The organism is Streptomyces sp. NPDC005774, assembly GCF_042871645.1.
Classification (GTDB): domain Bacteria; phylum Actinomycetota; class Actinomycetes; order Streptomycetales; family Streptomycetaceae; genus Streptomyces; species Streptomyces pratens.
The window spans coordinates 39,616-48,711 of sequence record NZ_JBIAIV010000006.1; the positions used below are offsets into that span (position 1 = coordinate 39,616).

At 70.2% G+C, this 9,096-nt stretch carries 8 protein-coding genes; 2 read left to right on the forward strand and 6 right to left on the reverse strand.

Going from position 1 to position 9,096, the window contains the following annotated elements; genetic code table 11:
- Positions 1-47: 47 nt before the first annotated feature.
- From ACFYQA_RS07930 to ACFYQA_RS07945, 4 genes are read right to left on the reverse strand one after another with little or no spacing between them, the layout of a single operon-like run.
- Entirely contained in the window at positions 48-2,429 is a 2,382-nt protein-coding gene (locus ACFYQA_RS07930; protein ID WP_388913125.1) for a glycoside hydrolase family 3 N-terminal domain-containing protein, read from the reverse strand.
- Positions 2,426-3,244: a carbohydrate ABC transporter permease gene (locus ACFYQA_RS07935; RefSeq protein ID WP_388913128.1), complete on the reverse strand. Its 819-nt coding sequence runs from the start codon at positions 3,242-3,244 to the stop codon at positions 2,426-2,428. Before ACFYQA_RS07935 ends, ACFYQA_RS07930 begins: the two co-directional genes overlap by 4 nt.
- The gene (locus ACFYQA_RS07940) at positions 3,241-4,197 is read right to left on the reverse strand and encodes a carbohydrate ABC transporter permease (RefSeq protein WP_388913131.1); all 957 of its coding nucleotides are present in this window, start codon (positions 4,195-4,197) and stop codon (positions 3,241-3,243) included. Before ACFYQA_RS07940 ends, ACFYQA_RS07935 begins: the two co-directional genes overlap by 4 nt.
- Positions 4,198-4,207: 10 nt before the next feature.
- Positions 4,208-5,512, reverse strand: coding sequence for an ABC transporter substrate-binding protein (locus ACFYQA_RS07945; RefSeq protein WP_388913134.1), 1,305 nt, complete (start codon positions 5,510-5,512; stop codon positions 4,208-4,210).
- A gap of 138 nt (positions 5,513-5,650) precedes the next feature.
- On the opposite strand from ACFYQA_RS07945, the gene ACFYQA_RS07950 reads away from it, so the two are divergent.
- The gene (locus ACFYQA_RS07950; RefSeq protein WP_388913137.1) at positions 5,651-6,673 is read left to right on the forward strand and encodes a LacI family DNA-binding transcriptional regulator; all 1,023 of its coding nucleotides are present in this window, start codon (positions 5,651-5,653) and stop codon (positions 6,671-6,673) included.
- Between the two features lie 400 nt (positions 6,674-7,073).
- Positions 7,074-7,712: a hypothetical protein gene (locus ACFYQA_RS07955; protein ID WP_388913140.1), complete on the forward strand. Its 639-nt coding sequence runs from the start codon at positions 7,074-7,076 to the stop codon at positions 7,710-7,712.
- A 471-nt stretch (positions 7,713-8,183) separates the two neighbouring features.
- Here the strand turns inward: ACFYQA_RS07955 and ACFYQA_RS07960 are convergent, their stop codons facing one another.
- Together ACFYQA_RS07960 and ACFYQA_RS07965 are read right to left on the reverse strand one after the other, a co-directional pair.
- Positions 8,184-8,696, reverse strand: a complete 513-nt coding sequence (locus ACFYQA_RS07960) for a GNAT family N-acetyltransferase (protein ID WP_388913143.1) — start codon at positions 8,694-8,696, stop codon at positions 8,184-8,186.
- Between the two features lie 111 nt (positions 8,697-8,807).
- Complete coding sequence (locus ACFYQA_RS07965) at positions 8,808-9,011, reverse strand: MbtH family NRPS accessory protein (RefSeq protein ID WP_042166983.1); 204 nt, start codon at positions 9,009-9,011, stop codon at positions 8,808-8,810.
- Positions 9,012-9,096: the final 85 nt, after the last annotated feature.

Genomic DNA, 9,096 nt, shown 5'->3' on the forward strand with positions numbered 1-9,096 from the left:
CCCCCGGCCGGTTCCCACCGGCCGGGGGCCGTCTCGTGCGATCCGGCTCAGGCCTGGGCAGCCGGTTCCTGGGTGAAGGCCGCGTGGAAGCGGCGGGTGTGGTCCACCTGGCGCTCCGGGCCGGTCAGGGTGACCGTCGCCGTCAGGCGCGCGTCGGTGCTCGAGGCGGCCAGGCGGAGTTGCAGGTCGCCGGGTTCGACGATCCGGTGGCCGGTGCGGCCGGTGAAGGAGGCCACGTCGGCCGGAACCGTGACGCGGACGCGACGGGCCTCTCCCGGCTCCAGCGGCACCCGGGTGTAGCCGACGAGCCGCTGCACCGGCTGGACGACGGAGGCGACCGGGTCGTGGAGATAGAGCTGGACGACTTCGGTGCCGGACCGCCCACCGATGTTGCGGACGGTGAGGGAGAGGGTGAACTCGCCGTCCGTCGAAGCCTGTTCGGCGTCCACAGCTAGGTCGTTCCAGGCGAACGCCGTGTACGTCAGGCCGTGGCCGAAGCCGAACGCCGGCGTCGGGTCGATGTTGGACACCTCGCTGACCTGGGCGAGCCGTGCACCGAGGTAGGTGGTCGGCTGGGCGCCCGGGCCGCGCGGCACGCTGACCGGGAGCCGTCCGGAGGGGTCGGTGCGGCCGCTGAGGATTCCGGCGATCGCGTGGGTGCCCTCGACTCCGGGGAAGAAGGACTGCACGATCGCCGCGGACTCGGCGACGGCACGGCCGAGCGCGTACGGCCGCCCGGCGAGCAGGACGGTCACCACCGGCCTGCCGGAGTCGAGCAGCGCGTCGAGCAGGTGCTGCTGGGCACCGGGCAGGGCGAGGGACTCCGCGTCGCAGCCCTCGCCGCTGGTGCCGCGGCCGAACAGGCCCGCGCGGTCGCCGAGTACGGCGATGACGAGGTCCGCCTCCCTGGCCGCGTCGACCGCTTCGCCGATGCCGGAGAGGTCTCCGTCGTCGACGCCGGTGCCGCGGGCGACGGTGATGTCCGCGTCGGGGAACTCGGCGGCCAGGGTGCCCCGCAGGGTGGGCAGGTCGATCCCGACCGGGACGTCCGGGTGCTGCACGCCCACGTGCTGGGGGAAGGAGTAGCAGCCCAGTACGGCAGTGGCCTCGGCCGCGTTGGGGCCGACCAGGGCGATGCGGCGGGGCCGGGCGAGCGGCAGGGTGCCGTCGTTGGTGAGCAGGACGACCGCCTTCTCGGCGACCTCGCGGGCCAGTTCCCGGTTCTCGGGCCGGTCCAGGTCGACCCTGCCTCGCAGCGCCTCGGGGTCGTCCAGGTCGACGCCCTCGAGCACGGGCGGGACCGGGCTCCAGTCCGGGTCGAGCAGGCCGAGGACCGCCTTCTGGCCGAGGACGCGGCGCAGGGCGCGGTCGATGACCGACTCCGGTACCCGGCCGTCGGCGACGGCCTCGGCGAGCGGTGCGCCGAACGTCTTGACGGTGGGCAGTTCGACGTCGACGCCGGCCTTCAGCGCGGCGCCCGCGGCCTCCGCCCAGTCGCCCGCGACGCCGTGCAGGGTCTTGAGGAAGGCGATGCCGAAGTAGTCGGCGACGACGGTGCCGTCGAAGCCCCAGGTGTCGCGGAGCAGTCCGGTCAGCAGGTTCTCGTCGGCCGCGGCGGGGACGCCGTCGGTGTCCGTGTAGGAGTGCATCACGGAGCGGGCGCCGCCCTCGCGTATGGCCATCTCGAACGGCGGCAGCAGGACGTCGGCCCGTTCGCGGGCGCCCATGGGCGCGGGGGCGAGGTTGCGTCCGGCGCGGGAGGCCGAGTAGCCGACGAAGTGCTTGAGGGTGGCGACGATCCCGGCGGACTCCAGGCCCTGGACGTACGCGGTGCCGATGGTGCCGACGAGGTAGGGGTCCTCGCCGATGGTCTCCTCCACCCGGCCCCAGCGGGCGTCGCGCACCACGTCGAGGACGGGCGCGAGACCCTGGTGGACACCGACGGACCGCATGTCGCGGCCGATGGCGGTGGCCATCCGGCGCACCACGTCCGGGTCGAAGGTGGCGCCCCAGGACAGCGGGACGGGGTAGGCGGTGGCGCCCCAGGCGGCGAAGCCGGCCAGGCATTCCTCGTGCGCGACGGCGGGAATGCCGAAGCGGTTGGCCGAGGTGATACGGGACTGGGTGCGCAGCAGGGAGAGCGCGCCGAGCGCCGGGTCGACGGGTGCGGTGCCGAAGGGGCGGGTCAGCTGGCCCAGTCCGGCGGGCAGAAGCGCGTCGAGGTCGACGGCCTCCTCCATGTCGTGTTGGTGCGGGGCTACTTCGCCGCCGTTGGCGGACGCGCCGACCCACACGCCGTACAGCTGGGCGATCTTCTCGTCCAGGGTCATCGCGCCGATCAGCGCGTCGACTCTGGCGGCGACGGGGCGCTCGGGGTCGTTCCAGAGGGGGATTTCGGGGGTGGTCTCTACGGCCACGTCGGCAGTCACTTTCCTCCGACGCCCATCAGACCCTGGACCAGGGCGCGACGGGCGAACAGGTAGACGAGCAGGATGGGCACCATGGACAGCACCACGGCTCCCAGCAGGCCGGGGATGTCGATGCCGTGTTCGGTCTGGAAGTTGTACAGGCCCAGGGTGACCACCTTGGCGGAGTCGGACTGGGTCAGGACGAGCGGGAACAGGAAGCCGTTCCATGCCTGGAGCGCGGAGAAGACCACGATCGTGGACAGTCCGCCCCTCGACAGCGGCAGTACGAGCTGGAAGAACACGCGCCGCGGGGAGGCGCCGTCCATGGCCATGGCCTCGTACAGCTCCGGGGAGATGTCGCGCATCGCGCCGCTGAGGATGAGCGCCGACATCGGCAGGCAGAACGCGGCCGTGGGCAGGATGACGCCCAGCAGGTTGTCGTACAGCCCGGCTTTGCTGATCAGGTAGAACATCGGCACGATGACGGCCTGGGCGGGGATGGCGAGGCCGAGCAGGAACAGCCGGAAGATCGCCGACGTGGTCCGGCCGCGGCTGCGTACGATCGCGTAGGCGAGCGGCGGGACCAGCAGCAGCACGATCCCGATCACGCAGCCGGTGACGACGAGCGTGTTGAAGAAGTACTGGCCGAAGCCCGAGTCGAAGGCGCCGGTGTAGTTGTCCAGGGTGAAGCTGTCCGGGATCGAGACCGGGCCGTTCTCGGCGTAGTCCTGGCGGGTGCGCACGGTCGCGGCGAGCATCACGTACAGCGGCAGGCCTACCAGCAAGAGCCAGAAGAGCGAGCCGGCGCCGGCCAGGTAGTTGGGGCGGCGCCTCATGACACACCCTCCATGGTGCTGCGCATCTTGTCGTAGCCGGAGACCCGGACGACGATCAGCGAGATGATGGTGGCCGCGACGACCAGGGCCAGGGCGATGGCGGAGCCGGCGCCGAAGTCGAAGCTCTTGAACGCCTTGTCGTACATGTAGTAGGCGCTGATGGTGGTGTCGGTGCCGGGGCCGCCCTGGGTCAGGATGAGGACCGTCTCGAAGGTGGTCAGGCCGCCGACGATCATCAGGATCATCGAGGTGATCATCGAGTTGCGCAGCTGCGGCAGGGTGATGTGGAAGAACTGCCGGTAGCGGCCCGCCCCGTCGATCTCGGCCGCCTGGTAGAGCACCGGCGGGACGGCCCGGGCTGCGCCCTGATAGATCAGCGTGTGGAACGGGGTGAACTGCCAGGTGCTGACGAACGCCAGCACCCCGATGGCGGTGGCCTGTTCACCGAACAGGTTGCCGTCGCCGAACAGCCAGGTGGCTTCGGCCGGGATGCCGAAGTTCGGGTCGAGCAGCGCTCGCCACAGCACGGAGACGGCCGTCGCGGACAGCAGCAGCGGGATGAAGTAGATGACGGACAGCACGGCCCGGTTGCGCTGATGGCCGGCGGCCCAGACGCCGAGCACGATGCTCAGCGGCGTCTGGATGACCACGCCGAGCACGGTCAGCAGCAGGGTCAGCCAGATGCTCTGGAGCATCACCGGGTCGTCCATCAGGCGCGACCAGTTGTCCATGCCGACGAATTCGGGCGAGCCGATTCCGTCCCAGCTCATGAAGGACAGCACCGCCACCATGATCAGCGGGGTGATCGCGAAGAGGGCGAAGAACACTGCGGCGGGCAGCGCCCAGGCGAAGCCGGGGCGGCCCACCTTCGTTGCGGACGAGGCGGGCGGCCGCCGCCGGGACCCCTTGCGGGGTCCGGCGGCGGGCGGAGCGCTCGTGGTCTTTGTGGTCATCAGCCGTTCGTCACTCGGTCGGGAGGGCCTGCATGGCCTTGATGAAGCCGTCCGTGTCGAGCTGTCCGTTGAAGAACTGCTGGATGGCCTTGTGCATGGACGAGCTCGCCTTCTGCGGGTACGCCTGGTCCCAGGACAGCTGGAACGACGGGGCGTCGGCGACGAGGTCGTACTGGAAGCGCGAGTACTCGGGGGTGCCCGCGGTCTCGATGAACTTGTCGGTGTTGGTCGTGGTCGGCAGGTTGCCGATGTCCAGCTGTGCCTTGACGAAGTCGTCGGAGTACATGAGCTTCAGGAACTCGGCGACGGCCTCGGGGTGCTCGGTCTTCTTCATCACCGAGTAGTAGTTGTTGGTGTTGCCGGCGACGTCGGCCGGGTCGCCCTTGCCGCCCTCGACGGTCGGGAAGGCGGTGTAGCCGAGGTCCTTCTCGGCGAACGCCTTGTGGTCCGTCAGCTGCTGGGAGTAGTACCAGGAGCCCATCAGCTCGAAGCCGGCCTTGCCCGAGGACACCAGCTGGACCGAGCCGCCGTTGGTGTACTTGACGGAGTCGTAGTTCTTGCCGAAGGCGCCGGCGTCGACGAGTTCCCTGATCATGCCCAGGGCCTTCTTGCTGTCCGCGCTCTCCCAGGCGCTCTTGTCGCCCCCGACGGCCTTCTCGAACAGCCCGGGGCCGGCCACGCGGTCGTAGAGGTACTGGAACCACATCTGCGTCGGCCAGACGTCGCCGCCGCCGAGCGCGATCGGCGTGACGCCCGCGGCCTTGAGCTTCCCGACCGCGTCGAGCAGTTCGTCCCAGGTCTTCGGCGGCTTGACGCCCGCCTCGTCGAGGACCTTCTTGTTATGGAAGAGCAGGACCGGCTGGGTGCCGCGCATCGGGACGCCGTACGGCTTGCCGTCGACGACGGCGTTGTTGAAGACGGACGGCAGGAAGTTGTTCTCCAGGCCCGGGTCCTTCTTGATGAAGTCGTCGAGCGGCATCAGCAGATCGGCCTTGACGAACGGCTTGATACTGCCGCCGCCCCAGTTGAAGAAGACGTCCGGGGCCTGGGGGGTGCTGATGATCGTCTGAAGCTTCTTCTGGTAGTCCGCACCGGGGATGGTGTCGAGGACGACCTTGACGTCGGACGTCTTGTTGAACGTGTCGACGAGCTGCTTCTCGACCTTGTTGGTGGCGTCACCGTAGACAAGGACGTGGATCTTGCCGTCGTCCGACGACGCCCCGCCGCCCCCGTCACCGCAGGCCGAAAGGGTCAGTACCAGGGTGAGCGTCGCACCACCGGCGACCAGTCTGGGCAAGCGCGCACGTGTCTTCATCGTTCGCCTTTCGAAAGTTTCGGCCTCATCACCGAAAGTCCATGCCGTGGGACAGTAGGTCGGACGGGAGTTCCGGTCAACGGTCGAGTCGGTACTCACTCAAACCGTTATCGACGCGCGGTGCCGTATCCTGCGTCCATGCACGATGACCACGAGACGAGCGGCAGAGTCACCCTGGCCACGGTGGCGAAAGAGGCCGGCGTTTCGATGCCGACAGTTTCGAAGGTCCTCAACGGCCGATCGGACGTCTCTCGCACGACCCGAGCCAGGGTGGAACGGCTGCTGGACGTCCACGGTTACCGTCGTCGCACCCAGTCGGCCTCCCGCTCCCCGCTCATCGAAGTCGTCTTCCACGAGCTGGAGAGCGTCTGGGCGATGGAGCTGATCCGGGGCGTGCAGAACGTCGCCAAGGAGAACCGCGCGACGGTGGCGCTCACCGAGAGCGGCACCCGGCACACCCCCGCTCCGGAGTGGCTCCCGGGCGTGCTGCAACGCAGGCCGCTCGGCGTCGTGCTGGTCCTCTCCACCCTCCCGGAGGACATCAAACGCCAGCTCAGAGCGGCGGCCATCCCCCTCGTCGTCATCGACCCGGCGGGCGACCCCGCCCCCGACGTCCCCTCTGTCGGCTCCGCGAACTGGGCCGGCGGCCTCGCCGCCACCCGCCATCTCACCGACCTCGGTCACGAGCGGGTCGCGATCATCACCGGCCCCGAGGACATGCTCTGTTCGCTCGCCCGCCTCGACGGCTACCGCTCCGCCATGGCGATGGCGGGGTTGGAGACCGACCCGCGTCTGATGCGCTTCGGCGACTTCCACGTACAGAGCGGCTTCGAACACGCCATGGACCTGCTGAACGGCACCGACCGGCCGACGGCGGTCTTCGCGGGCAGTGACCTCCAGGCACTCGGCGTCCTGGAGGCGGCCAGGATCAGGGGCCTGCGCGTGCCGGAGGACCTGTCGGTGGTGGGCTACGACGACGTACCACTGGCCCAGTGGTCGAGCCCGCCCCTCACCACGGTCCACCAGCCCCTGCGGCACATGGCCGAGGAGGCCACCCGCATGCTCCTCCGCCCGGACGACCCCGGCACGGCGGCACAGCGCATCGAACTGGCGACACACCTGGTGGTACGACAGAGCACGGCTCGGTTGCAGAGGGCTTGAGACATGACCTACGGACCCTTCGCCGCCCGTGCGTGGAGCTACTGGGTCACCGAAGCCACGGGCGTGTCCGACTCCCCGGTGAGCAGCACGGCATCCTGTGGCCGGCCTCGCGTCGAGGGACGCGCGCCGGTTCGGCTTGCTCCGGAAAAGGTCCGTCGCGCATGACCAGTGGCCGTCGGCGATGCCACCGTCGATGCTTTGGAAGAGACACCGGCCATCGCGACGGGCCTGCGGACGCCCTCTCGGCAAGCCCGTGGCGCACCTCTCGGAAGGAGTCGGGCATGCACGGCTGGAGTCTTTCGACCCCGACGTCCCAGGGTGTGTCCCCCGGCGTTTCCGACTCCCCGGCGAACCCCGCTCCGGGCAAGGCCCGGGGAGCACTCAGAGCGGGGACGAGCGGATGAACCGGATGTTCGGCGGAGCCGTACGACGCCCGCGACTGCGCTTCGACGGGTGGATCGCGGGCATGGGCACCTCCTCGGGCACGCGGATCGTGCTCGGGCACTGGCAACGTTCACCGTTCGGCCCGTTCAGCGACGTGATGCTGGAACGGGCCGACGGGGAGAGACTGCTGCTGGCCCCCACGCAGGAGGTGGCCGCCTTCATCAGCGGTACTTACGTCTTCGACACGGTGCGTGTCGTCCCGGTCGGCGTGAGCGTCACGGACCACACCTGGACCGTCGCCGCGGGACCACTCGACCTGTGGTTCGCCACCGGTCGGCGAGGGCTTTTGGGCCTTGCGCTGCGTGCCGTTCCCGGCGCGCTCGTCCGCCGTCCGGCATGGAGCACGTTGACCGACCCGTTCGCCCGCCTGCTGCTGTCGGGCGTACGGACCCGCGGCAGCGCCGGTGAGGGCCGCCGCGAGTGGTATGGCGCCCGGGACCTGCTGCCGATCCGTGCGGGGTCGGCGGCTTTCGGGAGCACCGACCTCGGAGTGATGGCACCGGTCGAACCGCCCGTGCGTTTCGGGTTCGGTTCGACGCCGCCGAAACCCGCCGTCACCCGGGTCACGACGACGGTGGCCCTCGCCCCGGAGTAACGACACCGGGCCGCCCTGCGAAGGCCGGTCACTCACTCGACCGCCGGGTGCTCGACGGCGCCCTGTTGTCCGCACGTACGCGATGCCGTGGGTCTCCCTCGTGGCTCCCCCTCGGTCACGCTCCGACGGCCATGAGGGCGGGCTCCCACGGCATCCCGGACGCGACTGCGTGAGTCCGCACCGAGGCCGTACTCCAGCCGACCGTCCTGTGGATCAGTCGCGGCGATCGGTCGCCCGCCCGCGTCCGTCACCCGGGCAGCACCCTTGCGGCACAGTCGGGGAAGCGCCGGGTCACGAACAGAACGCCCGCTCGACGTGGCGGTTGACCGGCAGCAGGTCGAACGGCCTCGGTCGACGACGACAACGCGGACCAGGGGCGCCTTGGGCCGCAGACTCCAAAGCCGCAGACTCCAAAATCGTCGCGTGTGAGGTCGCCGGACGGACGGCGGTGCTCCGGACCGGCTCCCGGCGTCAGGCCGGGTCCGTCGTCGAGATCACCACCATCTTGGTCACGGTGCCGTCGTCGCCGACCACGTCGCGCACGTGCCGGAAGCCCAGTCGGCGGGCCATGGCCAGGCTGGCGGCGTTGTCGGCGCCGACCATGCCGTAGGCATCCTTCAGGCCCAGGTCGTCGGCGGCGTGGCGGAGCAGGCCGCGGACCACTTCGGTGCCCAGGCCCTGACCCCAGTACTCGGGGACGAGGGCGGTGACCAGTTCGTGCCCGTCGACGTTGCCGGTCTTCTTCACCTCCGCGTGGCCGACGTAGACCTCCTCGCGCCACAGTCCCCACACGTCGAACCTGCGCTGCGGGTAGACGTCGGTGAGGATGGCGCGGAACAGCGTGCGCAGGTCGGCCTCCGGCACGCGGTCCTGGCCCATCCAGCGGCAGACCTCCTCGTCGCGCAGCAGGGCCACGAAGTGGTCCTCGTCCTCGGGGCGGTAGGGCCGGAAGGTGAGTCGTTCGGTGTGCAGGACCGGTGTCATGACGGCTCCTCAGGATGGACGGGCGACGGGCAGGGCGGTCGGGCAGGGCGGGGACCGGGGTGCGGTTGCGGGACGCACCCCGGTCCGTCCTTCGCGGTGGTGCGGGACGCGTCAGGCTTCGGCGTTCTCCATGCGCTCCCGCAGGCTGCGCGGGCGCATGTCGGTCCAGACCTCGTCGACGTAGGCGGAGCACTCCGCCTCCGTGCCCTCCTTGCCGACGGGCTGCCAGCCGGCGGGCACCTCGACGTCGACGGGCCACAGCGAGTACTGCTCCTCGTCGTTGCGCAGCACCTGGTAGCGGGTGTTCTCGTCCATGTCTGTCGGTCTCGCTCTCTCGGGTCGGGCGGATGGCGGAAAACGGGCTTGGTGGTGGCGGGGTGTCCGGCGGCGGGGCGCGGGC

What these genes read in the sequence shown, in the direction of transcription:
- ACFYQA_RS07960 (WP_388913143.1), bottom strand. Translation starts at nt 8,696, where the DNA reads ATGACACCGGTCCTGCACACCGAACGACTCACCTTCCGGCCCTACCGC.
- ACFYQA_RS07950 (WP_388913137.1), top strand. Translation starts at nt 5,651, where the DNA reads ATGCACGATGACCACGAGACGAGCGGCAGAGTCACCCTGGCCACGGTG.
- ACFYQA_RS07965 (WP_042166983.1), bottom strand. Translation starts at nt 9,011, where the DNA reads ATGGACGAGAACACCCGCTACCAGGTGCTGCGCAACGACGAGGAGCAG.
- ACFYQA_RS07945 (WP_388913134.1), bottom strand. Translation starts at nt 5,512, where the DNA reads ATGAAGACACGTGCGCGCTTGCCCAGACTGGTCGCCGGTGGTGCGACG.
- ACFYQA_RS07955 (WP_388913140.1), top strand. Translation starts at nt 7,074, where the DNA reads ATGAACCGGATGTTCGGCGGAGCCGTACGACGCCCGCGACTGCGCTTC.
- ACFYQA_RS07940 (WP_388913131.1), bottom strand. Translation starts at nt 4,197, where the DNA reads ATGACCACAAAGACCACGAGCGCTCCGCCCGCCGCCGGACCCCGCAAG.
- ACFYQA_RS07935 (WP_388913128.1), bottom strand. Translation starts at nt 3,244, where the DNA reads ATGAGGCGCCGCCCCAACTACCTGGCCGGCGCCGGCTCGCTCTTCTGG.